The organism is Mesorhizobium subarcticum (assembly GCF_055456085.1).
In genome coordinates this window covers 2163492-2188852 of sequence record NZ_CM144237.1, presented here as the reverse complement: position 1 = coordinate 2188852, position 25361 = coordinate 2163492, and the positions used below count along the sequence as shown (strand labels likewise).

22 protein-coding genes and 1 pseudogene are annotated in these 25361 nt (G+C 63.8%); 6 read left to right on the top strand and 17 right to left on the bottom strand.

The window, feature by feature from the left end; translation table 11 throughout:
- Nucleotides 1–127 precede the first annotated feature (127 nt).
- The 6 genes and pseudogenes from ACZYHG_RS10670 to ACZYHG_RS10645 all read right to left on the bottom strand — a co-directional run bounded on the left by ACZYHG_RS10670 (nt 128) and on the right by ACZYHG_RS10645 (nt 6802).
- Complete coding sequence (locus ACZYHG_RS10670; protein WP_464613751.1) at nt 128–1021, bottom strand: sugar phosphate isomerase/epimerase family protein; 894 nt, start codon at nt 1019–1021, stop codon at nt 128–130.
- A 69-nt stretch (nt 1022–1090) separates the two neighbouring features.
- Nucleotides 1091–2029, bottom strand: a pseudogene (locus tag ACZYHG_RS10665) (ABC transporter substrate-binding protein).
- Between the two features lie 81 nt (nt 2030–2110).
- A complete protein-coding gene (locus ACZYHG_RS10660) occupies nt 2111–3109 on the bottom strand; it encodes an ABC transporter permease subunit (RefSeq protein WP_464613750.1) in 999 nt (332 codons plus the stop codon).
- Nucleotides 3106–4650 (bottom strand): sugar ABC transporter ATP-binding protein, encoded by a 1545-nt coding sequence (locus ACZYHG_RS10655; RefSeq protein ID WP_464613749.1) that lies wholly within the window; start codon nt 4648–4650, stop codon nt 3106–3108. Before ACZYHG_RS10655 ends, ACZYHG_RS10660 begins: the two co-directional genes overlap by 4 nt.
- Nucleotides 4647–6026 carry an FGGY-family carbohydrate kinase gene (locus tag ACZYHG_RS10650; RefSeq protein WP_464613748.1) on the bottom strand — a complete coding sequence of 460 codons (1380 nt, stop codon included), beginning with the start codon at nt 6024–6026 and terminating at the stop codon, nt 4647–4649. Before ACZYHG_RS10650 ends, ACZYHG_RS10655 begins: the two co-directional genes overlap by 4 nt.
- On the bottom strand, nt 6023–6802 hold the full coding sequence (locus tag ACZYHG_RS10645; protein WP_464613747.1) for a DeoR/GlpR family DNA-binding transcription regulator: 780 nt from the start codon (nt 6800–6802) through the stop codon (nt 6023–6025). Before ACZYHG_RS10645 ends, ACZYHG_RS10650 begins: the two co-directional genes overlap by 4 nt.
- A 182-nt stretch (nt 6803–6984) precedes the next feature.
- On the opposite strand from ACZYHG_RS10645, the gene ACZYHG_RS10640 reads away from it, so the two are divergent.
- Genes ACZYHG_RS10640 through ACZYHG_RS10630 form a run of 3 tightly spaced genes read left to right on the top strand, consistent with a single transcriptional unit; the run spans nt 6985 to nt 10166 of the window.
- On the top strand, nt 6985–8028 hold the full coding sequence (locus ACZYHG_RS10640; RefSeq protein WP_464613746.1) for a class II aldolase/adducin family protein: 1044 nt from the start codon (nt 6985–6987) through the stop codon (nt 8026–8028).
- A gap of 15 nt (nt 8029–8043) precedes the next feature.
- The gene (locus ACZYHG_RS10635; RefSeq protein WP_464613745.1) at nt 8044–9318 is read left to right on the top strand and encodes an FGGY-family carbohydrate kinase; all 1275 of its coding nucleotides are present in this window, start codon (nt 8044–8046) and stop codon (nt 9316–9318) included.
- Nucleotides 9315–10166: a TIGR01459 family HAD-type hydrolase gene (locus ACZYHG_RS10630; RefSeq protein WP_464613744.1), complete on the top strand. Its 852-nt coding sequence runs from the start codon at nt 9315–9317 to the stop codon at nt 10164–10166. The genes ACZYHG_RS10635 and ACZYHG_RS10630 overlap by 4 nt, the downstream gene beginning before the upstream one ends.
- Here ACZYHG_RS10630 and ACZYHG_RS10625 read toward each other — a convergent pair.
- Complete coding sequence (locus tag ACZYHG_RS10625; RefSeq protein WP_464613743.1) at nt 10153–11169, bottom strand: sugar-binding transcriptional regulator; 1017 nt, start codon at nt 11167–11169, stop codon at nt 10153–10155. The genes ACZYHG_RS10630 and ACZYHG_RS10625 overlap by 14 nt on opposite strands.
- A gap of 154 nt (nt 11170–11323) precedes the next feature.
- On the opposite strand from ACZYHG_RS10625, the gene ACZYHG_RS10620 reads away from it, so the two are divergent.
- Nucleotides 11324–12124: a hypothetical protein gene (locus tag ACZYHG_RS10620; RefSeq protein ID WP_464613742.1), complete on the top strand. Its 801-nt coding sequence runs from the start codon at nt 11324–11326 to the stop codon at nt 12122–12124.
- 23 nt (nt 12125–12147) lie between these two features.
- On the opposite strand, the gene ptsP is transcribed toward ACZYHG_RS10620, so the two are convergent.
- From ptsP to ACZYHG_RS10595, 5 genes are read right to left on the bottom strand one after another with little or no spacing between them, the layout of a single operon-like run.
- The gene (gene ptsP, locus ACZYHG_RS10615; RefSeq protein ID WP_464613741.1) at nt 12148–14127 is read right to left on the bottom strand and encodes a phosphoenolpyruvate--protein phosphotransferase; all 1980 of its coding nucleotides are present in this window, start codon (nt 14125–14127) and stop codon (nt 12148–12150) included.
- A 56-nt stretch (nt 14128–14183) separates the two neighbouring features.
- Nucleotides 14184–14564, bottom strand: a complete 381-nt coding sequence (locus ACZYHG_RS10610) for a PTS glucitol/sorbitol transporter subunit IIA (RefSeq protein ID WP_464613740.1) — start codon at nt 14562–14564, stop codon at nt 14184–14186.
- A 27-nt stretch (nt 14565–14591) separates the two neighbouring features.
- Entirely contained in the window at nt 14592–15590 is a 999-nt protein-coding gene (gene srlE / locus ACZYHG_RS10605) for a PTS glucitol/sorbitol transporter subunit IIB (RefSeq protein ID WP_464613739.1), read from the bottom strand.
- 16 nt (nt 15591–15606) lie between these two features.
- Entirely contained in the window at nt 15607–16368 is a 762-nt protein-coding gene (gene srlA, locus ACZYHG_RS10600) for a PTS glucitol/sorbitol transporter subunit IIC (protein ID WP_027059023.1), read from the bottom strand.
- Nucleotides 16369–16420: 52 nt separating this feature from the next.
- Complete coding sequence (locus tag ACZYHG_RS10595; RefSeq protein ID WP_464614659.1) at nt 16421–16858, bottom strand: transcriptional regulator GutM; 438 nt, start codon at nt 16856–16858, stop codon at nt 16421–16423.
- 192 nt (nt 16859–17050) lie between these two features.
- Here ACZYHG_RS10595 and ACZYHG_RS10590 point away from each other — a divergent pair, with 192 nt between their 5' ends.
- Both ACZYHG_RS10590 and ACZYHG_RS10585 read left to right on the top strand, forming a co-directional pair.
- Entirely contained in the window at nt 17051–17692 is a 642-nt protein-coding gene (locus ACZYHG_RS10590; RefSeq protein WP_464613738.1) for a hypothetical protein, read from the top strand.
- A 103-nt stretch (nt 17693–17795) separates the two neighbouring features.
- Nucleotides 17796–18470, top strand: a complete 675-nt coding sequence (locus ACZYHG_RS10585) for an HAD family hydrolase (RefSeq protein ID WP_464613737.1) — start codon at nt 17796–17798, stop codon at nt 18468–18470.
- 78 nt (nt 18471–18548) lie between these two features.
- Here ACZYHG_RS10585 and ACZYHG_RS10580 read toward each other — a convergent pair whose 3' ends face one another.
- The 5 genes from ACZYHG_RS10580 to ACZYHG_RS10560 form a co-directional block, all read right to left on the bottom strand.
- The gene (locus ACZYHG_RS10580) at nt 18549–19628 is read right to left on the bottom strand and encodes a DUF930 domain-containing protein (RefSeq protein WP_464613736.1); all 1080 of its coding nucleotides are present in this window, start codon (nt 19626–19628) and stop codon (nt 18549–18551) included.
- 289 nt (nt 19629–19917) lie between these two features.
- Nucleotides 19918–21084: a DUF930 domain-containing protein gene (locus ACZYHG_RS10575; RefSeq protein WP_464614658.1), complete on the bottom strand. Its 1167-nt coding sequence runs from the start codon at nt 21082–21084 to the stop codon at nt 19918–19920.
- A gap of 427 nt (nt 21085–21511) precedes the next feature.
- Nucleotides 21512–22591 (bottom strand): ABC transporter ATP-binding protein, encoded by a 1080-nt coding sequence (locus ACZYHG_RS10570; RefSeq protein WP_464613735.1) that lies wholly within the window; start codon nt 22589–22591, stop codon nt 21512–21514.
- Nucleotides 22579–24282, bottom strand: a complete 1704-nt coding sequence (locus tag ACZYHG_RS10565; protein WP_464613734.1) for an ABC transporter permease — start codon at nt 24280–24282, stop codon at nt 22579–22581. Before ACZYHG_RS10565 ends, ACZYHG_RS10570 begins: the two co-directional genes overlap by 13 nt.
- Before the next feature lie 57 nt (nt 24283–24339).
- Complete coding sequence (locus ACZYHG_RS10560; RefSeq protein WP_464613733.1) at nt 24340–25326, bottom strand: ABC transporter substrate-binding protein; 987 nt, start codon at nt 25324–25326, stop codon at nt 24340–24342.
- Nucleotides 25327–25361 lie beyond the last annotated feature (35 nt).

Genomic DNA, 25361 nt, shown 5'->3' with positions numbered 1-25361 from the left:
GCCGGGCTCCATTTGCTCATTGTCTGGAGGTCGGATAGCCGATGCGCATGACGGGAGCAATGCATGCACCATGAGACCAGCGGCGTTACGCACTGGACAGTACAGCTTGGGACGTCCTGCGCCCGCGTTACGGCTTGTGCGGCGCCGAGACGAGTTCCGCCTTGCGCCGCGCCGTTTCCAGCCCGAGGCCGATGAAGGTGCGCGCATGCTTGGCGAGCGCCATGTTGTCGGTCCAAAGATTGCGCCAGATCGCGGTTTTCTTCGACAGGTTCTCGTCGACGATCTCCGACGAAAAGGACTCGAAGCTGAGGTCGTCGGCATAGCCGATGGCCGTCAGCGCATCGAATATCGCGGCGAAGTCGATGTTGCCGGTGCCGAGGAAACCGCGATGGCTCTCGCCGATATGGACATAACCGATCTTGGCCGCGGCGTGGCGGATGGCCAGCCCGACATCGGCCTCCTCGATGTTCATGTGGAACGTATCGAGATGCAGGAAGATGTTGTCCGAGCCGGTGTCCTCGATGAAGGCGAGCCCTTGCGCGGCGGTGTTGAGCAGGTTGCTTTCGAAGCGGTTGACGATCTCGAGGTTGAGCGTGACGCCGGCCGCCTTTGCCGTCTCGGCGACCCTGGCCAGCGTTGCAGCGCTGCGGTTCCATTGATCGCGCGTCGGTGCCTCGACCTGCAGGCCGTGGCTGGCCGACAGAATGCCGGCAACCTTGCTGCCGCCAAGATCACGCGTCAGCGCGATGGTCTCGTTGAGGATTTTTACGCCGCGCGCCGCAATCGCCTTGTCGGCGCTCGATATGTCGCCATCCCCAGGCAATCCGATGCTGATCGCCACGCCAAGGCCGAGATCGGCGATGCGTTTGGCAAGCCCGCCAATATCGACGTCGGCCGGGTCGAGATAGGAGAATTCGATCAGGTCGAAGCCGGCCTCCCTGGTGTTGGCCAGCGTGCGTTCGAGCGCGCTTTGCGCCGAGCTTGCCGACCAGACGAAAGAATGGATCCCGATGCGCGACATGATCGTCTCCGGTTCACGGCTATGAGGATGAGCGCGGCCGGATGAGCCCGGCCGCGCTTGTTGGGGTGATCAGCGGGCCGCGGTCCAGCCCTTGTAGTCCTTCAGGTTCTCGGCGGTGATCAGCTTGGGATCGAGCAGCACGATCGGTTCCGCCGGCTTCTTGCCGGCCAACAGATCGGCTGCCATCGTCAGCGACTGGCCAGCCATCACGTAAGGATCCTGCGAGGCCGAGGCCTTGATCATCGATTTGCCGGAAGAGAGCTCCTTTTCGATATCAGGCGCGCCGTCGACCGCGGTGAAGATGAACTCGGAGCGGTTGAGCTGCTTGGCGGCAAGCTGGGCGCCGATCGCCGTCGGGTCGTTGATGGCGAACACCGCGTCGATCTTGTCGAAGCGGGTCAGCAGCGACTGGAACACTTTCAGGCCGCCGTCGCGTGAGCCTTCGGCGTTCTGGTCGTCGGACAGGATCTTGATGTCGGGATGCTGCGCAAGCACGTTCTTTCAGCCCTTGACCCGCTCCAGGATCGACGACGAGGCCGGGCCGTTGAGGATGACGTAGTCGCCCTTGCCGCCGGTGTGGTCGACCAGGTACTGGCAAGCCTCCTCGCCGGCCTTGACGTTGTTGGTCATCACCGTGACGTCGGCGCCTGGCGCCGAGACATCGAACGCGGCAACGATGATGCCGGCGGCCTGCGCCTTCTTCACCGCCGGCGCGATCGCCTTGGCATCGACGGCGTTGAGCATGATCACGTCGACGCCCGCCGCGATGAAGGAATCGACCTGCGAAACCTGCTTGTTGAGATCGTAGTCGGCCGATACCGACGTCACCTCGACCTTCGGATTGATCTTCTTGGCCGCGTCCTCGATGCCCTTGATGGTGGCGACGAAGAAGGGGTTGCCGAGCAGGCCGACCGAGATGCCGACCTTGTTCAAGTCCTTGGCCGACGCCGGCGCGATGGCGACGGCCGCGAATGCGGCGCCGCAGAGCAGTTTGGCGATGATCTTCATGACGCTTACTTTCCTCCTGATGCCCCGCGCCTCTCGCGGTGCGTTACACAAGCCGGTCGTTGATGCCGGCGACCAGGTCACTCACGTTCTTGCTCCGGCCTGGAGCCGGTAGCGGTCGAGGGCGACCGCCACGATGATGACCAATCCCTTGATGATGTACTGCCAGATGTCCGAGACACCGGCCAAGATGAGCCCGTTGGACAGAACCGCGATGATCAGGCCGCCGATCAGCGTGCCCCAGATCGAGCCGACGCCGCCGACGAAGCTGGTACCGCCGAGGATGACGGCGGCAATGGCATCAAGCTCGTAGGACTGGCCGAGCTGCAGGCCGTTGGCGGCGTAGAGCCTTGCCGCCGACATGGCGCCGCCGAGACCGGCGAGCAGACCCGAAACGCCGTAGACGAAGAGCAGCACCAGCGGCACCTTGATGCCGGTCAGCCGGGCCGCCTCGGCATTGCCGCCGACGGCATAGATCCAGGTGCCGAGCACGGTGCGCTTGAGCACCAGCCAGGAGAGCACCACCACCGCGAGCGCGATGACGACCAGCCAGGGAATGCCGAACAGCGAGCCATTGCCGATGAAGTCGAACGGCAGGTCGGAGTTGAACACGGTCGTGTCCTGCCCGAGCAGGCGGGCAATGCCGCGCACGGCCGTCAGCGAACCCAGCGTGACAATGAAGGGCGGCAGCCTGATATAGGCGATGAGCAGCCCGTTGATGAGCCCGAAGCCGAGACCGGCCAGGATGGCCGCGGGCACGCCGAGCAGGCCCCAGTCCGGCACCAGCGACACCATCACCGCCACCATCGCCGAAGCGGCCAGAATGGAGCCGACCGACAGGTCGATGCCACCGGTCAGGATGACGAAGGTCATGCCGGCCGCCAGCACGATGTTGATCGACGACTGCTGGGTGACGATCAACAGATTGGTCTCGGTCATGAAGCGAGGGTTCATGAACTGGAAGCCTGCCGCCAGCAGGATCAGGACAGGCAACATTCCAAGCGCGGCGAAAGCGGTTCGCAACCGCCGGCTCCTGCCGGTGGCCTGGTCGCCAGCGCTGCTCCCGGTCGTCTTCTCGGTCATTGCTGAGCTGCTCCCGTTGCCAGTTCCATGATCTTCTCCTGACTGAGTGGCGTGCCTTCGGATGCCGTCACCTCGCCTGCTAGGGCGCCGTCTCGCATCACCAGCACGCGGTCAGCGATGCCGATCACTTCAGGCAATTCGCTGGAGATCATCAGGATGGCGATGCCCCTGTTGGCGAGATTATCGATCAGCCGGTAGATTTCCGACTTGGCGCCGACGTCGACGCCGCGCGTCGGTTCGTCGAGAATGACGACCTTCGGCTCGGTCTCCAGCAGGCGGGCGAGCAGCACCTTCTGCTGGTTGCCGCCCGACAGCGAGCCGGCATTGGCCTGCGCCGAGCGGGCGCGGATCGACAGATCCGCGATGGCTTTTGCCGCACGTCTGTCGGCGGCGGTGAAATCGCGAAATCCGCCGGCCCGCGCGTCCCTCGCCAGCACGCCCATGCTGATGTTGTCGGAAATCGACATGTCGAGGAACAGGCCGAGTTCCTTGCGATCCTCGGTGAGGTAGGCGATGCCGGCATCGAGCGCCTCGCGCGGCGAGCCGATCGCGATCGGTTTGCCGTCGAGATCCAGCGTGCCGGCGCTGCGCCTGTCGGCGCCGAAGATCAGCCGCGCAAGCTCGGTGCGGCCGGAGCCGACGAGCCCCGCGAGCGCCAGCACCTCGCCCTTGTAGAGGTCAAACGAACAGTTCTTCAGCAGGCGCCCGTCGGACATGCCGCGCACCGAGAGCGCGACCACGCGCTTCCCGTCCGGTGGACGATGATCTTTCTTGTAGAAGGCGGAGAGATCGCGGCCGACCATCATCGACACCAGCCGCGAGGCATTGAGGTCGGCACGCTCCAGCGTACCGACATAGCCGCTGTCGCGCAGCACGCTGACGCGGTCGGCGAGCTGATAGACCTCTTCCATGCGATGGCTGATGTAGATGATGGCGATGCCTTGCGCCTTCAGCGTCGCAATCACCTCGAACAGGCGGTCGGTCTCGCGCGAGGTCAGCGACGTGGTCGGCTCGTCCATGACGATGATGCGCGCCTTGGTCGACAGCGCCCGGGCGATCTCGACCAACTGGCGCTCACCGAGCGAGAGGCTCGAGACCAAGGCGCGCGCCGAGAATGAGACGCCGAGCCGCGCGACGATTTCGTTCGCGCGCCGATTGCATTGGTCACGGTCGACGAAGCCAAGGCGCTGCGGCTCGTTGCCGAGGAAGATGTTCTGCGCCACCGTCAGATTGGGCGCCAGCGACAGCTCCTGATAGATCACCGCGATGCCGGCGGCGCGCGCCTTGATCGGATCGCCGATTGCGGCAAGCACGCCATCGATGAGGATCTCGCCGCCGGCATCCGGCCGATAGGCTCCCGACAGCACCTTCATCAGCGTCGACTTGCCGGCGCCGTTTTCGCCCATCAGCGCGTGCAGCTCGCCGGCATGGACGGTGAGCGAAACATCCTGCAAGGCGCGGATCGCACCAAAGGTCTTGGAGATGTGGCGCATCTCCAGCACCGGCTGGCGGATCGCTTGCGTCTGCGCAGTCGCGCTCATCGCGCGCCTCCCGCCGTCTTGGCGGCGCTGCCCTGCCCGGCAACGAGATCGCGCCAGGCATCGCGGTAGCTGGGAAGGCCGGTGAAGCCCGTCGCATGCACCGGCTGCGGCGCTTCGGCGGCGAAATCACGTCCGACGCTTTCGAAAGCGAGCGCCGCCGCGCCTGTGGCGCTGCCTTCCAGCGTGGCGCCTTGCAGGAAAACCTGGTGGGGACGAAGCTGCGCCAACAGCTCCGCAAGCAGGCCGCCGGTGTTCAGCCCGCCATCCACAATCACGGTGTTTTCCGAATGGATCAGGTCGAGGCAGAAATCGACCATCAGCGTCACGTAAAGCAGCGCCGCCGCCGCGCGTTCTCCGGCATCGGGCGTGCGCCCGACCAGCCGGCCGGGACGGTCGGGTGTCGGCCCGCCCGGCGCGAAACTCGGCAGAGCCATGATGCCGGCGTCGATCACTTTCTGTACCGAGCCATGCGGGATCGCGCCTTGCCAACCGCCGCTGATGGTGGCGAATTCGCGCCCGCCCATGAAGCGGATGGTCGGCACCGGGCCGCCGTCGACATCGACATTGACCAGCATGTCGCGGTCACGGTCGAGCACCTCCAGCGGGCAGTCGGGATTGAGCACGATGACCCAGGTGCCGGTCGACACCACGGTCAGCGGGCTAAGCTCTTGCCGGCGATAGGCATGCAGCGCCGCATTGGAATCGTGGACGCCATTGTGGATGGCGATCGGTCGCTTGTTTTGGCCGAAATGCCGTTCACCGGTCACGGCGCCTGCCCGCTCGAAGGCCGGCATCTGGCCGCGCCACCCCTCCGCATCGACCAGCGAGGAAAAGTCTCGGGCGCGCGGCGCCCACAAATGCGAATGGCAGCCGAGATAGGACACTTCCGAAGCCGCTTTGCCGCCAAGGCGCCAGCTCCAGTACTGGGGGTAGCCGAGGATCCATTTGGCCGCTGCGAACGCGTCTGGATCGACCTCCTGCAGCCACAGCATATGACGGCCGTAGTTGAAGCCGAGCGGCAGGCGCGGCGAGAACGTCTCGGCGAAATCCGGAATGCGTCGATCGATCCGGGCAGCGATTTCGGCCGGCGGCTCCTGCTCGTAGTCGAGGATCGGGTGCGTCAGCGCGTCATCATCCACGATGGCAAAGGTGCAGCCATGGCCAGAGACCATCAGCCCTTCCACGCCATGGCTTTCGACCGCGTCCGTGACGGCACCGAGCGCCCAATCATGAAGGGCGGCTTCGTCGAGCACGCTGAATCCGTCCTGGCGTATCCATTTCGGCTGGGTCCGGCGCTCGTCGAGGATGCGTCCGTCCTGGCCGAAGACGAACAGCTTCGAATTGGTCTTGCCGAAGTCGAGCACCGCCACTTTCACGGAACGGCCCCCGAGGTGGAAGCGATCCGCACCATGACGCCTGCATCCTCCAGCATGCGCGCATCGGTGTCGGAGAGCCCGTCATCGGTCACCAGCGTGCCGATGCGCGACAGGGGCAGCGCAACATTGCGCGCGTGGATGGACAGTTTACGGCTGTCGGCCAGCACCACGATCTGGTCGGCGCAGAGGCTGAGTTCGACAATCGAACGCACCAGCAGCGGATGCGATTCCAGCACGCCTTCCTGGTTGAGGCCTTGCGCGCCGAGAAAGAATTTCGAGGCGTAGAAGGGCGTTGGCTGGGTCAGCGAATGGATGATGCCGGGCTCGCGATGCAGGTCGCCACCGGCGACCGTCAGGCTGCAATGGCCATGGTCGCTGAGATAGGCCGCCAGCGGCATCGAGTTGGTGTAGAGGCGGATGTTACGCTCGGCGAGCTTGACGCCGAGATGGAAGCAGGTCGAGCCGCCATGGACGATGACCGCGTCGCCATCGCGTACCATGGTCGCAGCGACGGCAGCGATCTGCCGCTTGGCCTCGACGGCGAGGTCGCGGTTTTCGTCATAGGGCCGGGCAAAGGCTACGCCTTGTGATGCCCCGTCGAGTGCCGAGATGCCGCCATAGACCTTCCGCGCCTCACCGGCCTCATCGATCCGGTCGATATCGCGCCTCACCGTCGCCGCTGAAACGCCAAGCCGCTCCTGCAGCTCGCGCACCGAGGCGAACGGGCGGTCCCGCAGCAGTTCGACGATCTGGCGCTGGCGGCCGGAGTCGCTCAATTCATTCCTCCCAATGCCATTTTCCCATGACAATTGGTGCAACTTACTCAACATCAATCAGATTGCAAGCCGGTTTTGATGATAGTAGATCACCATTGACGCAAGTCGCTCGCATCTGCGATATCAACGCCGACGGCGGCACCGGCGACGGGATTTCGTACAGGCGTGCAAGGAAAGGTCCCATGGCAACTCAAGCTGACGCGCAGGAACTGGCGGCCTTGCGGGCGCTCTCGGCCAGCATCGGGCTCAACCCGCATATGACACAGGCGGCGGGCGGCAACACCTCGCTCAAGGCCGGCGACACGCTGTGGATCAAGGCGTCCGGCACCTGGCTGAAGGATGCGCTCAGCGACGACATCATGGTGCCGGTGGCGATGGCGCCGCTGCTCAGAGCGGTCGAACAGCGAGATCCGGCGGCCGACAGGCCGCAGGCCTTCGCCATCGCAGCGCTCAACCCGCGTGGCCTGCGCCCGTCGATCGAGACCACGGTGCATGCCTTGATGCCGCAACGCGTGGTTCTACATATCCACTGTGTCGACACGATTTCGCTCGCCGTGCAGGCCGATGGCGAGGCCGAGGTCGCCAGGCGGCTCGACGGCATCGAATGGGCCTATGTGCCGTATTTCCGGCCGGGCCTGCCGCTTGCCCGCGGCATTGCCGAGAAACTGCGCCCCGGTGTCGACGTCCTGATCCTTGGCAATCACGGGCTGGTTGTCGCCGCCGAAACCGTCGCCGAGGCGGACATTCTGCTTCACCGCGTCCGCTCGCTGCTGGCGCGGCCGGCGCGCGTCACCGCCGCGCCCGACATCGGGGCCCTTACCACGCTTGCCGGCGACAGCATCTATCGATTGCCGGCGGATGTCGAAGCACATGCGGTAGCCCTCGATGCGGAAAGCCGCCGTATGGCTGAGGCCGGCAGCCTCTATCCGGACCATGTCATCTTCCTTGGCCAGGGCTCGGTCGTGGCGAGACCGGGCGAGGATGCGGCCGTTGTCACCGCGCGACTTGGCGGACAGCCAGCGGCGATCCTGTTTCCCGGGGCCGGCGTGCTGATGCGCGGCGACGCCAGTGCCGGCGCCGACGCCATGCTACGCTGCCTCGCGGACGTCACGGCACGCGTCGATACCGCGGCGCGGCTGAACTACCTTACCGCCGCCGAGAATGACGAACTGGTCAACTGGGACGCCGAGCAGTATCGCCAGAAACTCAACACCGCCTCCGGCTAGCAAAGGACTGACAATATGATGCCCCTTGTCATCGGCATCGACATCGGCACGTCGGGGGCGCGCGCCGTCGCCATGCGCCCGGATTTTTCGATTGCCGGCCAGTCCGCCGTCCGCCTCGACCGGTTCGGCCAAAATCCCCGCGATCCCTCGGCATGGTCCCAAGCGGTCCAGGCCGCCCTGACGGAACTGCCTTCTTGCATCGATCGCGCCGCGGTCCGCGCTATCGCCGTCGACGGTACGTCCGGCACGCTGCTGCCGGTCGACGATGTCGGGCGGCCCTTGGCCGAGCCGCTGATGTACAACGACAAGGTCGCCGATGACCCTATTCTGACCGCGATAACCCGCGAAGCGCCGGCAGCGAGCGCCGCGCACGGGGCGACTTCGGGCCTCGCCAAAGCCCTGCAGTTCCAGCATCTGCCCGGCATCGCCGCGGTGCTGCACCAGGCCGACTGGATCGCCGGAAACCTGTCCGGCCGCTTCGACGTCAGCGACGAGAACAATGCGCTGAAGACAGGCTATGACGTCGAGGCCCGCCGCTGGCCGGATTGGATCGCGGCCACCGGACTGCGCATGGACTTGCTGCCTGATGTCGTCGAGCCGGGCGATGTCACTGGCACGCTCACCGCGGCCGCAGCGGAGCTGTTTGGCCTACCGCGCGATGTGGTCGTGGTCGCCGGCACCACGGATGGCTGCGCGTCGTTCCTGGCTACGGGCGCCACGGCGGCCGGCGATGGCGTCACGGCACTGGGATCCTCGCTTACCATCAAGATCCTCTCCGACCGGCCGATCTCGGCGCCACGCTTCGGCATCTACAGCCATCGCCTCGGCGACGCCTGGCTGGCGGGCGGCGCGTCGAATTCCGGCGGCAAGGTGCTGGCTCAACATTTTCCGCTCGCGCGCATCATCGAACTTAGCGCGGCAATCGACCCGACGACCGAGACCGGCCTCGACTACTATCCGCTCAGCACATCAGGCGAGCGGTTCCCCATCGCCGATCCGGCCTTGCCGCCGCGCCTCTCGCCACGGCCAACTAACGACGCCGACTATCTCAAGGCGATGTTCGAAGGCATGGCCGCGATCGAAGCACTCGGCTACCGCAGGCTTGCCGAGCTTGGCGCGCCGGCGCTGACATCGGTCAGAAGTGTCGGCGGCGGTGCGGCGAACCCGGCCTGGACAGCAATCCGGCAGCGCAAGCTCGGGGTCGATTTCCTGCCCACGCTCTCCGACGAAGCGGCGGCCGGCACGGCGCGGCTGGCGCTGAAGGGTGCAAGCAAGGCGGGGCTGTTATGAATGCCAAAAGCATCCAACATCTCGACGGTATCGGGCCGCTGGCGCAACGCTATCAGGTCTTCCTGCTCGACCAGTTCGGCGTGCTGCATGACGGCCAGGCTCCCTATCCCGGCGCGGTGGAGGCCTTGTCGGCGCTGAAGCGCGCCGGCAAGACGGTGGTGTTGATTTCCAATTCCGGCAAGCGCGCCAGGCCCAACGAAGATCGCCTGCTGAAGCTCGGCTTCGCCACCGGCAGTTGGGACCATTTTGTGTCCTCGGGCGAGGTGGCGTGGCGACGCTTCCACGAGATGGCGACAAATGGAGCGTTGCGGCCCGGCACGAAATGCCTGCTGATCAGCCGCGACGGCGATCGCACGGCGATCGAAGGCCTGCCCTTCGTGCTGACGGAGGCCGGTGAGGACGCCGAACTGGTGCTGATCTCGGCCAGCGAGGGCGACCGCCACGACCTCGATCATTATCGCCGGCTGCTTGCCCCAGCGGCGGCGCGGCAGGTGCCGTGCTTCTGCACCAATCCCGACAGGATCATGCTGACGGCGGTCGGACCCCGGTTCGGCGCCGGCGAGATTGCCGATCTCTATGAAAGCCTTGGTGGCAGCGTCACCCGCATCGGCAAGCCCTATCCGGCGATTTTCGAGGCGGCCTTGGCACTGGCCGGCGAGCCGGAGCGCGGCGATGTGGTCTGCGTCGGCGACAGCGTCGAGCACGACATAGCAGGCGGAAACGGCGCCGGCATCGCCACGGCACTGGTTCTCAGCGGGATACTGGCGGGCACATCCGATCTTGCCGCCATTTTCGACGAACAGCAGGCCTGGCCGACCTACATCACGGGGTCCTTCAGCTTTCGCTGACCGCTTCGAGCATGCGCCGCGCGCTCTCCTCATCGGTGATCAGGATCGTCGGTGCGATCAGGTTCATGGCGCCGAGCAGGGCCTCGATCTTCTCCTCGCCGCCGGAGGTCAGGATGCGGATCGGCGCCGCGCGCAGCCGGTCGACATCCACCGACATCACCAGGCTGTTGATCGGATGGTCGACCAGATCGCCATTGCGGTCGAAGAAGTGGAACAGAAGGTCGCCAACCGCGCCGCGCGCAAGCAGGGCCTCCCGGTCCGCTTCCTTGAGAAAGCCGCCGCGCGAGAAGGTGGTGGCCGAAGCAATGCCGCCGACGCTCAGCAGAACCGCATCGAGCACGTTGGCCATTTCAAAAACCTCCTGCAGGCCGCAGCGCTCGACCAGCGCGATCTTGGTCTCGACGCTGTCGACGACGGCCGGCGTCGGGATCAGATAGCCATCGCCCTGGAAGATTTGGGCGAAGCGCCAGGAGAACTCGGCCGGGTTGTAGCGCCGCACAACGCCGACACCGCCCAGCAGCGAGATGACCTTGAAGTCGGAGAGCGACTTGGCGCTGATGAAGGGCAGGCTGGAGAACAGCGTTCGGCCCCAACCGACGCCGACACGCATGCCGGATTTCATCGTATCGGACAGGAAAATCCCGGTCTTGGCGCTGATCGCTGGGAGCGGATCGGCATTGGGGGCGGTGAGCGGCGCCACCAGCGCCTGCTGCAGGCCGAACGTCCGCTCCAGCGCGCGCTCTAGCCGCACGATCTCCGCCAATTCGCTCTCGATGGTGATCTTCACCTCGTTTCGCGCCCTCGCCTCGGCCAGCATGCGCACGATGGTGACGCGGCCGACGCCAAGCACGTCGGCGATCTCGTTCTGCGTCATCTGCTCGACGAAATACATCCAGGCGGCGCGGATCCTGAGGCGATCCGTCCGGCTTTCACTGACGACCGGCTCGGTCGCCTCGCCGCCGCCGCGACCGTCTTCGGTTTCGCTGTGTCGTCGCCTGGCCAAATCATCCCTCCCCCGCGACGGACAAGCGCGCCGTCACCGATTCTGCATGCTGGTCTAGTATCGCCTATTGATCTACCAATCGATAGGAACAATGTAGAGTTGGTGGCCGGCCGCTTGCTGGCCGTTCTCCACGGCACTTTCGAGGCGATCCGCGATGCTCCGACAAATCTCTGAAGATGTCCGCGTCAATTTGAAGGACCGGTTGCGGGAAGTCCGCGACATCATCCGCCAGAGCCGCCATGACGGCAGCGGCGACGCCAGTGCCCTGCGCGAGGCGACCAGCCGCTTGCCGCCATTTCCGGGCAAAGGCATCGAAGGCCTGCTCAGCCATGCCGCGAGCGCTTTCGACGAGGCGCTGTCGATCGCTGAATCCTTTGTCCCGCATGAGCGCCCGATCAAGGTGGACGGCACGACCGTAAAAGGCCTCGGCACCTATTTCCCTACTGGAAACGAGGAGCGGCAGCTGGGTGCCGAGCGCCTGTTCCGGCGCGACATGTACTATTTGACCAAGGCCGTGCTTGCCGGCTTGAAGATCGACAATGCCCGCATTCTTGAAGCCGATTTCGCCGCCGTGCATGCCACGATGCGCAAGCGTCATGGCGATCTTCTGGCCGCTTTGGTTGCGCCGGATGCCGGACTGCAGGCTATCGCCGCCACCTGCGCGGCGCTGCTGGTCGAGTTGCTCAACCAGCGTCCGGTCCGCTTTGCCGAAACCGCGCCGGAAACGCCTGCGATTGCTGGCCGGGCGCTCGACATAAGTTGCCTGGCGCCGGTCGTCCTGGCTTGCGGCCTGGCGACCACCGGCCGCGATGGCGCGCCGGAGCCGGACATGCTGGAGATCGCGATCCTGGCAGCCGATATCCGTCATGACCGCATCGTGCAGGCCTGCGGCAAGGCAAGCCCGGTCGAGGAACTGACACCGGTCTTTGCCACCTTGCTTGCGCATTTGCCGTAGGCTCCGGCGGCTGTCGCTGGAGTTTACTCCCCGGCTGTCATGGCCATTATCGTCTTCTTGGCGCGCTGGATCGAGGCCGGGCTCATCGACAGCTCCGTCAGCCCCATTTCAAGGAACTTCGCAATCAGGTCAGGACGTCCGGCTGCCTCGCCGCACATGCCGACCATGATACCGGCTGCGACGCCGGCCTTGGCCGTCAGTTCGATGGCCATCATGACCGCCGGATTGGTGACATCGTTGAGCTTGGCGACCGTCGGGTTGAGCCGGTCGGCGGCCATGATGTACTGGGTCAGATCATTGGTGCCGATCGAGAAGAACGCCACCTCCTTGGCCAGCGCCGGAGCGATCAGCACGGCCGCCGGGGTCTCGATCATCACGCCGAGATCGAACGTCGCATAAGGCACGCCTTCGGCCTTCAGTTCGGCGGCGCATTCATCGACCAGAATGCGCGTCTGCCTGACCTCGTCGATGTCGGCCACCATCGGCAGCATCACCTTGATGTTGCCGTGCACGGCTGCTCGAAGCAGTGCCCGAAGCTGGCGCTTGAAGATATCGGGCCGGTCGAGGCACATGCGGATGCCGCGCCAGCCTAGGAAGGGGTTTTCCTCGTCGGGAAACTCGATGCCGGCGATCGGCTTGTCGCCGCCAATGTCGAGTGTGCGCACAATGACCGGATAGGGGGCGAAGGCCTTGGCCAGCGCCGCATAGGTTTCGGCCTGCATGTCCTCCGAGGGAAGATGCATATGGCGCATGAAGAGGAGCTCGGTGCGGAACAGGCCGACGCCCATGGCGCCAGCCTCCTGTGCCGCCTCGATTTCCTCGAGCGAGCCGATATTGGCCGCGACCTCGATCACCTTGCCATTGGCAAGCTTTGGCGTCACCGTCTTGAAGACGCTCAGCCCCGCGCGTTCCTTTGCCGCCGCTTCGACGCGGGTCGCAAATTCGGCGCGCGTCGCCGCATCGGGGTCGATGATCACGTGGCCGCTGTTGCCGTCGAGCGCCACCTCGCGTGCCGTGCGCAACGCATTGACGCTGTCGCCAAGGCCCAGCACCGCCGGAATGCCATGCGAGCGGGCAATGATGGCGATGTGCGATGTGGCGCCGCCATGGCCGCAAATCACCCCGCCAATGCGCTTCAGCGGCGCACGCGCCAGATCCCAGGCGCCGATATCCTCCGCGATAAGAATGGCCCCTTCAGGGATATGTTCGAGGCTGACATCGTCCTGCCCGAGCAGAACGAGGCAGATTTGCCGCCCGACGGCATGGACATCGTCGGCGCGCGCATTGAGGTAGTGATCGTCGACGGCGCTGAAATCGGCGGCGATGGTGGAAGCGGCGGTGATGACAGCCGAGATAGCGTCATTGCCACCCTTGATCAGCCCTTCGGCCTCGCCGGTCAGACTGTCGTCGGCGGCGATATCCCTGAGCGCTGCGACGATACCGCGGTCCCCGGCCGACAGGCTGTCCTGCGCCAAGGCCCGGTCCATGCGCGCCTGGACGGCGGCGACGGCGGCGCGGAACCTGTCGATCTCGCCGGCGATTTCGCTTTCCTGCAGCATGCGGCCTTGTCCGGCGATATCGGGCGGGAAATGCGCGAAAGCCGGTCCGATGGCGAAACCCTCGCTTGCGGCGACACCGCGCAGCCCATTTGCTCCACCCGTTGCTGGCAGTGTGGAATCTCCCACCGACGCGACTGGCGTCTCCGACACGGCATCGGCGGCCGGCTTGGACTCCTCATCGTCGAGACCCGCCTTGGGATTTTCGAGATAGCCGATCAGCGCCTCGATGGCCTCGATCGCGTCGGCGCCATTCGCCCGCACAGTGACTTCCTGGTTTTCCTTGACCGCCAGCAGCATCAGCTTGACCGAGCTCTTGGCGCTGACCGCCTCGCCGTCCTTGACCAGCTCGACATCGGATTCGAAACCCTTGGCGAGCTTGACGAACCGCGTGGCGGGACGGGCGTGCAGACCTTCATGCACTCTGACGATGGTCGAGCGTTCCATGGCAAATACTCTGGTTTTGAGCGCCACCGCCAGCATAGGCTGCGGCGCGAATGTTGTCAGGCGGCGATGGTGATGATCGCGTCTGTCTTGAGGGCGGCCACGAGCGCTTGTGTATCAACTTGCGACGCGCAGATTTCGCCCGGCCTCTCGGCCTCGGTGGCGCCATTGAACGAGATGACGACGTGGCCCATTTCGAGCACCTTGCTCCAGGCGCTGGAGCCGACGGCGGTTATGACAGCGGAAACCGGACCAAGGGTGATCGAAGCGCCCTTTTGAGGCGCTCCGTCACTGGGTCCCTGCTCCGTCTTGTGGAGCACCGACACCTCGGCAAGCTCCGGCGGCGAGCCATCCGCAAACAGGATGACCACGCCCCCTTCGGCAAGGTCCGCCACTTCGGGTCCGATGGCAGTGACCCGTGTTCTCAACAGAACCGTCATATGGCGAACCTCATTTTCCTACTTTTCTTAGAACACGATCAGGCTGACAACCCAGGCGATCAGCACCGAGATAGGACCCATGATCTGGCGGCTGATGAGCACCGCCGGAACACCGATTTCGATCGTCTTTGGCTTGGCTTCGCCGAGCGCCAGGCCGACGGGGACGAAGTCGCAGCCAACCTGGGTGTTGTAGGCAAACAGCGCCGGCAGCGCCATTGCCGGCGAAATCGTGCCGTTGGCGATCTGCGGGCCGATGATGGCAACGCCGATGACCTGCGCGATGACGGCGCCTGGCCCGAGGATGGGCGACAGGAACGGCAGGCCGCAAATGGCCGAGATGATCAGCAGGCCGACGATGTTGTTGGCCAGCGGACCCATCGGCTGGGCCAGCACGTCACCGATGCCGGTGTAGAGGATCAGACCGATGAGCATGGTCACGAAGGCCATGAACGGCAGCACGTTGCGAATGACCTGGTCGATGGTGCGGCGGCCGGCATTGAAGAAGATGCCGACGACCCGACCCATGATACGGCCGATTGTGCTGATAAAGCCGATAAGACCACCCTCGCTGGGCAGCGCCGTCGGCATCGTATTGTTATTGCTCGAACTCATCGCTGCTGCTCCCCCCGCAGTGGTGACCGTTTCGGACCCGTCCGCCATTGTGACGTTGGCCGGCTTCACGCCCGAAACGTAGATATCCTCGGTGATGAACTGGGCGAGCGGCCCAGACTGTCCGACCGGCGTCAGATTGACGGTCGGGATACGTTTGCGCGGATAAACGCCGCAGCGTGCGGTGCCACCGCAATCGACGACGACAACCGCCATCTCGCTTTCGATCGGCGGCGCCTTGAAGCCATCGACGGCTTCGGCGCCGGTCATGTCGGCGATGAGCTGTGCCACTGGATGAATGCCGCCACCGGTGACGGACACCACCTTGCTGCGCTGTTCAGTCGGCTCGATCACGAGCGGACCACCCCAACCGGTCTTACCCCGGGAGATGCGTACGGCTTTGTATGTCTTGGCCATGATGTCCTCCCCGCCCTTACAGCTCGACGCCTTGACGGCGTGCCATGATGGCGGTGATGCGCTCGGTCAGCATGCCCTTGAGCAGGATGACGACGAGGCCGACGATGGCGTACCAGATCGCCACCTTGACGTGGTACCCGGCAACGACGGCACCCTTCTTTTCCAGTTCCAGCAGCGCGACGAGAATGCCGCCCCAGACGAAATATTCGCCGGGATTGATGTGCGGGAACAGGCCGAGCGGCGGATGCACGTAGGACACGGCCGCGTCATAGAAGGCAGGCTTGTGCTTTTCTTCCAGGAACGAGCCGAACGTATAGGCCATCGGGTTGGTGAGGAAGAACACCGCCAGCAGCGGCAGCAGCGTGTAGCGGGTCAGTGCTATGCGGCCGGCGCCACGCGCCAGACCATGCACGCGCTCTTCACCGACCAGTTCAGTGACGGCGTAGAAGGCGGTCATCAGCACGACCAACGTCGGGATGATGCCGGTAACGAAGCCGGCGAACACTTCGCCACCCTTCTGGAAGATCCCGATGAAGTACTTGCCGATGGCGGTCAGCCAGCCGAGCTGCTCTTCCTGCTGGACGTCCTTCAGCTTTTCCTTGAACTGATCGACGGTGAGCGGTGCGTTGTCCGCTTGCGCAAGGACAACGAGATGGTCGGAAGCATGCTCGACGGCGAGCTTGCCATGCAAAGCAGCATCCGAGACCATGGCACCTGCGACATGCAGGTTGTGCACGGCCATGTCGGCATGCTGCGCCAACAACGAAAATACAGACATTTCTCCTCCTTATGCCGCCCGCCGGTTATCCCAATCGGTGCGCGGCGTTCCTCTAGGCCCTTGCTACGTTCAAACCGGACAGCCCCGGCTTCTTCCCAGGCTCCGACCGTGCTTTGTCGATCTGTTCGATCGCCCGCTTCACGGCCTCGGCCACACCGGGTTCCCCCTCCCCCTTGATTGCAGGATTGGACCGGAGTCTCTCGAGGGCAACGCCCTCGAATTCTTCATGTCTCTTGAATTTGGTGAAGACGGACCGGCCGGTCATCACCATCACACGGCGCACGATCATGTCAGGCGTCACCACGACCAACGCGATGGTGCCCTTGGCAAATCGGCCGCGAAAATTGCCGGCTCCGACGAAGCCATCCTTGTACTGGTCGGTGACGCCTCGGAAGACATCCGAATAGTGCCGCATCTGCAGCCAGACGCCGAGCGACTGCAGCGCCCACACAATAACCAGCAGAAGCAGTCCCCACTGCCAAATCGCCATTCGGTTCTCCTCCCGAAGCCTCAGTTGAACACGCACCTTGGACCGATGCACGACAACAGCAAAGTGAGAACATTTGTTTCCGAGAATGTCAATATGTATGATATTGGCCTCAGCCACGGTCATCCACAGGCCGCTCTGCGATTTCGGTAGCGGCATGGCTGTGCTAGCCTGTCGGCAAACGGGATGCCTTAAATGGAACTGCCCTTCAGGGATGAACTGGCCCTTATGCCCGACCTGCGCCACAGGTTGCGGCAGTTGCGCTGGTTTCGTGCGACTTTCCGCGGCAGTGCCAAGGTGGTCTCGGACACGTTCGGCGTGCGCTTCGACATCGACGAAGCGAAACTCACCAGGGCTTTTCTCGACTGGGTCGAAATCATGGAAGCGCAGAAACGCTTCGCCGCGGTCGACCGTGCCGACTTCATCGTCTTCGCCGCCGGCCTCGTGCTGCGCGAACTGATCAAACAGGCGCCGGCCCGGGAAATCTCCGGCCTGACCCAGCTGATCGAGACGGATCAGAATGCCGGAACGCTGGAAATCATCCGCTTCTGGCCGGAGGGTTTTCTCTACACCAACTATTGCGTCTCGGTGATTTCGGCGGTCCATGAGCAAGAATTCGGAAGCGCGCCGAGCATCGACAAATGCGCCGATGATTTGCGCACCTGGTGGTCCTACCGCGAGAATGTGACCGAGATGCCGGCCTATGCGGTGGCTTTCCTCGACCGCTTCCTGGGCGCCGAACCGAACTGGATCACGCCGGACCGCGCACAGTCCCGGCAAGCCATGCAACGGGCGCTTGGATCGTCCCGCGCAAGCGATGCGCTGCGCCATTTGTGATCACGCATCACTTGTTGGATCCATTAGTCATCAAACGCCGCACTATCGAACATTTGACTTTTTGCCGATAGCGATGTGCGAAATCGACTCGGGGGAGAAGCGCGTGGCGCAATCAAGGCCTATCATTTTCGACTGCGATGGCGTTCTCGTCGACAGCGAACCCTTGGCTGCCCGCGCCTATGAGCGCGTCTATGAAAAGCACGGCATGCCCGGTGTTCATGGCGGCATCATCGCCCAGTGCGTCGGCATGAAGCAGTCCGATATCATCGCCAGGATCAAGGAATTGACCGGTCATCAGTTTCCCGCCTCAGCCGACGGCGATATCTGGGCCGAGACCAAGGTTCTGTTCACAGAGGAACTGAAGCCGACGCCGGGAATTGCTGCTTTTCTGGCGGCGCTTGCCGGCAACCGCTGCGTTGCCTCGTCTTCCTCGGTCGAGCGCATTAACCACAGCCTCGCCGTCACCGGGCTGGCGCGTTTCTTCGGCGATGCGATCTACTCCTCCTCGATGGTCAAGAACGGCAAGCCCGCGCCCGACATCTTCCTGCTCGCCGCCGAGAAAATGGGCGCAAAGCCCGCCGACTGCATCGTCATCGAGGATTCGCCCTTCGGCATCCAGGGCGCGGTTGCCGCCGGCATGACGGCGATCGGCTACACCGGCGGTGGCCACACCTATGCCGAGCATGCCGCGCGTCTGACCGCGGCGGGTGCCGATTTCGTCTGCGCTGACTGGCATGAAATTAGCCGGCAACTTTCCGGACTCGGCGTGCCGGCCTAGAATCACCGAGGAACTGCACCTGTTTCTGTCCGCAATTGGAGTTGTTGGAGGGTTCCGCGAAAGTTGGGGTACTGCAGGCTAACGGCAGACGGGTAGTTCAAGGCGAACGGCTTCGTCGGCCGGGATCACGGATCCTACACGGAAGTCGAAAGACAAGACCTTTGTCACATCGCTGTCGACCTCGCACCGGAAGCCGAGATGGTACCACTTTTTCGTTGCGCAGAACGCGACGTCCGGGGCGTTGAGGACATTACCGGCCTTCAGCGGGACACTTGGGATTAAGAAAGGAAAATAAGAGGCATCCAGCAATTGCTGCTGCAATGCACTGGCACAAAGTTTGGCGCCACGTTGAACGCGAGCTACTCCGCCCATCGAGGTCGCGGCCAGCGCATCGCCGGTAGCGCCCTGCGAATAGAGCTTGCGGACACCTGGAAGACCCGAGTCGTTTCGAGATGCAGACTTCGAGGCCTTTGAGGGGCTCGGCACATTTGTAGGTTTGGGCTTGGGCTTTTCGACCGACATGGGAAGCTCGATCTCGCCGCCGCCATCAGCAGCCAAAGGCACTGGTTCCGCGCCCTGTTGCTTGGCGGCGTCGAGCAGTGCCTGTTTGTCTGCATCCTGTGTGGGCTTGGCATCCGTCGGCGAGGTTACGGGCTTCTCGTCGGCCTTGGTTGTATTTGCCCGCTGCTCGGGGTCTGGCGGCGTCGCAGGCTGGTTCTCGACGGGCTTCGGCTCGACCGGCGGCTTCGAAGCGTCATCCTTGGCGGGCGCCGGCGAACTGTCCTGAGCGCTGGCCCCATCCAGGGATTTCCTCGGGCCGGTATCTTTGTCGCCGAACTGAAAGACAGGCTTCAGGACCTCGACTGGCGGAGGCTTCTGCGCCTGATTTGCCGGCGGAGGTGGCTTTTCAACCTTCTGCTCGGGTGGTTTTTCAACCTTCAGCTCCGGTGGCTTAGGAGGCGGCGCCGGAGCAGGCTTCGGTTTCGGCTGGTCGGGCGCAGGCACCAGCGCGACATTGACTGGCTGCTCCTCCTGCGGCTGTTGGGGAGCTACTGGCAGGCCATACACCAGGAGCGCCGCGACAAGCACGTGCAGGATCAGCGATGCGGGGATGCCCCACAACAGATTCCGACGCCGTTCTCCTGTCTCACCCTTCATCCCAGTCGATGTGGAATGAAATAGCGGCGGCTTCAAGCATAGGCATTGGATTTGCGCAATCTAGCCGCTGACAGCGTGTCGATTTGGATCATTGTACCCAGGGCAACCCGACCAAGGCCCTGTGGCGACTCAACGAGCAACTGCCCACGATTCGATCCATCGATCGGCTACATCGCCGGCGGACACACCTATCCGGAGCATGCCGCCCGGCTGAAGGCCGTTGGTGTCGATTCGTTTGCGCCAACTGACATGAAATTAGCCGGCAACTCTCCGGGCTCCGCGTGCCGGCCTAATTGAGCGGATACTTGGTGAATCCACGGCTGGCCCAGTCGCCAGGCGGTATTGATGACCCGACACTGAAGTTGAAGGATAGCACTCGCGTCGCATCGGGGTCGACTTCACATCGGAAGTTTAGATTGTACCAGGTGTTTCTGGTGCTGAAGGCGGCCTGCGGAGGATCGAGAACATTGCCTTTGTCCAGCGTAATGGTCGGCACCCATTTGATCTGATAATCGGCTCCCTGCAATTCCTGGCTCAGAACGTTGCCGCAAAGGTTGGCCACGCGCTGACCGCGCGGCACGTTATCCATGGAACTTGTGGCCAGCGCATCGCCGGTAGCGCCCTGCGAGAAGAGCTTTCGAACTCCCGGAAGGCCGGAATACATCGGCGATCCCGCAGCGGCAGTGTTCGCGGGACTTGACTTCGCTGCTTTCCCGCTTGGAGCCTTGAAGGCTCGCGCGGATTTGAAATTCATCGTCTTTGCAGGTTTGGACTTTGCCTTTTCGGCAGGGGGTGGCGGTGCTGGCTTGTCGCCGGCCTCGGCAGCCAATGGCTTTGGCGCCACGACCGCTTGCTTCTCTTCGGTTTGCGGCGTCGACTCCTGCTTGTCCGGCTGTTGTTTATCGGTGTCCTCGGTCGCCTGCTTTTCCTCGCTTGGCGCGGGTTTTTCGTCCGGCGCGGCGGTGGCCGGCTTCTCGTCAGGCTTGCTGGGCTCTGCCTTCTGCTGCGGCGTTGCAGCCGGGGCGGGCTGGGTCGGCGCGGGTGTCGGCACTACAGGCGGCTTCGCCGCCTCATCCTTAGCCGGCGAAGGCGCGTTGGCTTGAGCGCTGCCGCCGTCGAGAGATTTCTCGGGCCCGGTATCCTTCTTGCCATACTGGAAAACAGGCTTCAGAACGGGAATGTTCACCGGCTTGGGCGGCGGCTCGGGCGGTTTTTCAACCTTCTGTTCCGGCGGCTTTTCGGCTTTGGGCTTTGGTGGCGGCGGGGGAACAGGTTTCGGCTTTGGCTGCTCGGGCGGAGGCACCAGCGCGACATTGACCGGCTCGTCCTGCTGCGGCTGTGTGGGGGGCGTGCGTACGCCGTATATTAGGGCAACCACGAAAAGCGCATGCAGGATCAGTGATGCGGGGATGCCCCACAGCAGATTCCGACGCCGTTCTCCTGTCTCGCCCTTCATCCCAGTCGATGTGGAATGAAAAAGCGGCAGCTTCAAGCATAAGCGTTGGATTGACGCAATTTGGCCGCTGACAGCTTAGTGATCTGCGGTCGCGGGCCGCGCGTCACCAAAGCACAGGGCGATTTGAACGGCTCTACGATCCACACCCGATATCAACTAGCTTTGCCGCCGAACCCCGCCCAGAAGGCGCTCGTCCAGCCGCGTTTTCGCCAAACCAGTTCAACCGGTAGCCGGCATCGATCGCCTCATTCTCGTCACCCGGCTTACTGGCATGAGCGCGTCCGCGTGGCACCTTGATGACCGTACGATCGCCATCGCTTTCCAGCATCTCGGCCTTGCGGACGACTTGTCGCGGCCGATGCGCGGCTGTCGGATTTCGGCCGGCAGCGCGGTCGGCAGGTTGACGCTCAGCCAATGGCCAGCATCATCACGAAGCTGTTCCCGCTGCAGGAATCAGCCAGCCGGACCTTATCCGCAACCGCGCCTGCGCTCCGCTCTCGAGCACGACCGGATCGGGTTGTTCGAAATGCAAGGTGAGGTCAGGGCCGGCGGCGGGCGTGAATTCGATGCGCGCGGCACCGCCCTGATAGATCACTCGCTTGACCAGGCCATCGAAGCCCGGACCATCCGGCGATACGTCGAGATCCGCCGAACGGCAGCAGATCTTCGCGCCGGATCGCGGTCGCTCGCCCGGCCGACAGCGGACCACTAGCTCGGTTCCGAGAACCCTGACCTTGCAGTGTCCTGCTTCCTCGGCGCTCAACACGTCGGCGGGCAGCAAAATGCCTTGCGAAATGAACGAGGCCACCATTTCATTTGCCGGCTCATGATAGAGCTCCCGCGGTGTCGCAAGCTGCGCGAGCCGTCCATGGTCCATCACCGCGATACGATCAGCCAGCGCCATCGCCTCGGCCTGGTCATGGGTGATGTAGACGATGGTCGTGCCAGTGCGCTTGTGGAAAGCGGCGAATTCGTCCTCCATCGAGGCCCTGAGATGGACATCGAGATTGGCGAGCGGCTCGTCGAACAGCACCAGCGACGGTGCCGCCACCAGGCAGCGCGCCAGGGCCACACGTTGGCGCTGACCGCCGGAGAGATTGGCGGGCCTCCGGTCGCCCAGCCCCTGCAAATTGACCAAAGCGAGCGCGTCTTCCACCTTCTGGCGCGCGATGGCCTTGTCGAGCTTGGCCACTTTCAGCGAATAGCCGATGTTCTCGGCAACACTCATATGCGGCCACAGCGCATAGTTCTGGAAGACGATGCCGACGCGCCGCTTTTCCGGAGCGACACTGCCGCCGCTGTTTGAAACGATATCGCTGCCGATGCGGATCTCTCCCGAGGTCACTTTCTCGAAGCCGGCGACGAGGCGCAGCAACGTCGTCTTGCCGCAGCCGGAGGGCCCAAGCACCGCCAGGAACTCGCCGTCGCCGACATCGATCGACACATCCTTCACCGCATCGAAATCGGCGAAGCTTTTGGTGACGTTGTCCAGGCTCAATCGCGCCATGGCAGAACTCCACTCGGAAGATGAGGGGCAAGCAGATTGGTCACCAGCATCAGCGCGAAGGTGACCGCGACCGTGATGACGGACATCGCCGCCGCATAGTTGGAATCGCCGCCTTGCTCGAAGGAAAACATCACCACGCCGATCGTCTCGGAGCCCGAGGACCATAGCAATGCCGAGACGGTGAGCTCGCTGAGCGCCGTCATGAAGATCAAAAGGCCGCCGGCGATCGCAGCCGGCGCGACGAGCGGGAAGATGATGGTGCGCATGCGCGTGAACAGCCCGGCGCCCGCCACTTGCGCCGCTTCCTCCAGCACCCGGTCGATCTGGTGGTAGCCGCTGATAGTTGGCCGCAGCGCCAGCACCAGGAAGCGGGCAAGATAGGCGTAGAGGATGATCCAGACCGTGTTGTAGAGTTGGATGCCAGTCAGCGGGATCGGCCGCAGGAAGAGCAGCAAGGAAGCGATCGCCAGCACGACCCCCGGCAAGGCATAGGGCAGTTCGACCGACAGATTGAGCAGCCGCACCCAGCGCTGCTTGCCCCAGGCGATGAGATAGCCGACCGGCACGGCGACAATGACCGCGAAGAAGGCGGCAGCGATCGACAGCCAGAAACTATTGAAGAAGGCGCGCTTGGCCGCATCATGCTCGAACAGCACGAAGCGGTAATTGTCGAGCGTCGCCGTCTTGGCATTGAGCGCGATGCCGTATCCAGGTACCAGCGATGTCAGCACCAGCCCGAACAGCGGCAGAAACAGCACCAGCACGATCAGCAGCCACATGCCGGCCTGGACAACCACCCGCCAGCGGCCAAGCTCGTAGGGTTCGGCCGGCAGTGATGTCGAAGAGATGCGATAGTCGCGACGGCGGCTCATGAGTTCCTGGGTAAGGATACCCGCCATGGCAATGATGCCGATCAGCGCTGAAAGAAACGCCGCCTCGCCCAGCACCGCCGGACCGCCGCCAGCGAGCCGCTGATAGATCAGCGTCGGCAAGACCGGATAATTGGCGGGAATGCCGAGAAAGGCCGGAATGCCGAAATTGCCGACGCAGGAGACGAAGGCCAATGCGGCGGCCGCCATGATCGACGGCGTCATCAGCGGCAAGACAATGGTGACCAGCAGGGTGAACCAGCCGGCGCCACCGGCGCGCGCGGCCTCGACCAGTTCGCGCGGCAGCTTGCGCAGGCCGGTCCGCACCAGCAGGAAGACCAGCGGGCCGTATTGCACGCCGAGCAGCAGGATGATGCCTGATGTCGAATAGAGCGGGTTTTTCGTGCCGAGCGGCGGGGCGGCGCCGAACAGTTTCAGGAACGGGCTGGCCGGGCCGAACAATTGCAGCCAGGCCAGCGCCGTCACCTGTGGCGCGATCATCAGCGGCATGACGTAGCAGAGCACCAGAGCGCTGCAGCCGCGCATATCGGTCAGCGAGACGAGAACCGCCACCAGCGTTCCCGACAGCACGGCAAGCAATGTGCCGCCGATGCCGACGACCAGCGTGTGCCAGGTCGCGATCCAGGTTGCCGGGCTGCGCAATCCGGCCGCAATGGCCACCGTCGACAAGGTGCCGCCGGGTGCCACGATCTCCTTGACCAAGCGTAGCATGGGCAGCAGCGAAAGCAGCACGATGACGACGGCCACCGCCCCCGTCAGGGCCATTTCCTGGCCCCGACTTTCCTTGATCCGTGTTGCCATGATTGCGTGTCCTGAGATCCGGATGCCGTTTCACCGGCATCCGGCCATAGTATCGGCTCAGCCGCCGAACAGTTCCTGGAATTTCGCCTTGTCGGCGTCGGTCTTGGCGACGATTGCCTTGGTGTCGAACGGCATCACCTTGACTTTGACGCCTTGCGGCAGCCATTCGGGTCGGCCGACCGAAGCGCGGGCCGGCAGATAGCCCATGGACAGAGCCAGCTTCTGGCCTTCATCGGACAGAATGAAGTCGACGAACTTCTTGGCGCCGTCGACATTCTTGGCGGTCTTCATGATGGCGACCGGCTCGGTCACCGCCGGCACGCCTTCGCTAGGGAACACGAACTCGACCGGCGAACCCTTCTTCTTGGCGTTCATGGCCATGAAGTCGACCAGGATGCCATAGGGCTTCTCGCCTGATGCCACCGACTTCAGCACCGCGCCATTGCCGCGCACGCTGACCGTATTGTTGGTCTTCAGCTTCTGAAAGAAATCCCAGCCATAATTGGTATCGCCGGCGAAGCCTGAAAGCAGGTAGGCGGCGGCCCCCGAATAGAGCGGACTCGGCATGACCAGGCCATCGGCGTAAGCGGGCTTGGCGAGATCGGCCCAATGCTGCGGCTTTTCGGCCGCCGCCGTGTTGTAGACGATGCCGGTGGTGATCAGCTTGCTGCCGAAATAGGTCTTGTCGGCGTCATAGGCATCAGCCTCGATGCCGTCGAGCTTTGCCTCGGCATAAGGCAGCAGCCGGTCGTCCTTCTTCAACAGCTCCATCGAGACCGCATCGGCGATGAGCAATACATCGGGCTGCGGGCTGCCGGCGGCGAATTCGGCTGCCATCTTGGTCAGAATGTCGCTGGTCCCCGAGCGATAGATGGTCACGTCGATGCCGGGCTGCGCCTTCTTGAAGGCATCCACGGTCTTGGCCGCGTCGGCCTCCGGCTGCGATGTGTAGAGCGTCAGTGTTTCGGCGTTTGCCACGCCGGCAAACAAAGTTGCCGCGAGCGCCAGCTGGCTGGCCAGCAGCTTGATGAAGTGCGTCTTCATGAGACCTCCTGTCTTGTCTGTGCATGACCGGACCG